The 1,195-nt window shown below is 50.1% G+C and carries 1 protein-coding gene; it reads right to left on the bottom strand.

Features of this window, described 5'->3' with window-relative positions; genetic code table 11:
• Positions 1–10: 10 nt before the first annotated feature.
• A complete protein-coding gene (tuf, locus tag RBK99_RS13430) occupies positions 11–1,195 on the bottom strand; it encodes an elongation factor Tu (RefSeq protein WP_317505104.1) in 1,185 nt (394 codons plus the stop codon).

Here is a 1,195-nt window from a genome sequence, read left to right as displayed (position 1 = left end):
TCAGACTGCATTAGTCCATGATTTTCGATACAACGCCTGCACCTACGGTACGGCCACCCTCACGGATAGCGAAACGCAGACCTTCGTCCATTGCGATTGGAGCAATCAAATCAACAACGAATTTCAGGTTATCACCAGGCATGACCATTTCTACGCCTTCCGGCAATTCTACAGCACCTGTAACGTCCGTTGTACGGAAATAGAACTGTGGACGGTAGCCTTTAAAGAATGGCGTATGACGGCCACCTTCGTCTTTGCTCAGTACGTAAACTTCTGCTTCGAACTTAGTATGCGGAGTGATAGTTCCTGGCTTCGCCAATACCTGACCACGTTCAACTTCGTCACGCTTCGTTCCACGCAACAACGCACCGATGTTCTCACCTGCACGACCTTCGTCAAGCAGTTTACGGAACATCTCTACACCCGTAACTGTGGTCTTCGTGGTGTCTTTCATACCAACGATTTCACACTCGTCGCCTGTACGCACGATACCGCGCTCTACACGACCTGTTACTACCGTACCACGACCTGAAATCGAGAATACGTCTTCGATTGGCATGATGAACGGCTTATCGATGTCACGCTCTGGCTCTGGAATGTAAGAATCCAGTGCGTCTGCAAGTTCGATGATTTTCTTAGCGTAGTCTTCGTCCCCTTCCAGCGCTTTCAGAGCTGAGCCCTGAATAACCGGCAGGTCGTCGCCCGGGAAGTCATACTCTGACAACAGTTCACGAACTTCCATTTCTACCAGCTCTAACAGCTCTTCATCGTCTACCATGTCACATTTGTTCATGAATACAACGATGTAAGGTACGCCTACCTGACGTGACAACAGGATGTGCTCACGCGTCTGTGGCATTGGGCCGTCTGTTGCTGCTACTACCAGAATCGCGCCGTCCATCTGCGCCGCACCGGTGATCATGTTTTTAACATAGTCAGCGTGCCCTGGGCAGTCTACGTGCGCGTAGTGGCGAGTCGGTGTGTCATATTCAACGTGTGACGTTGAAATGGTGATACCACGCTCTTTCTCTTCTGGCGCGTTATCGATGGCTGCGAAGTCTTTCGCCGCACCACCATAAACTTTTGCCAAAACAGTTGTGATAGCAGCAGTTAGTGTTGTTTTACCGTGGTCAACGTGACCGATGGTGCCGACGTTTACGTGCGGCTTCGAACGTTCAAATTTTTCTTTAGACAT

It is taken from the genome of Idiomarina solivarensis (assembly GCF_033052755.1).
Classification (GTDB): Bacteria; Pseudomonadota; Gammaproteobacteria; order Enterobacterales; family Alteromonadaceae; genus Idiomarina.
The sequence above is the reverse complement of the archived record's forward strand: the minus strand, read 5'-3'. Positions and strand labels throughout refer to the sequence as shown.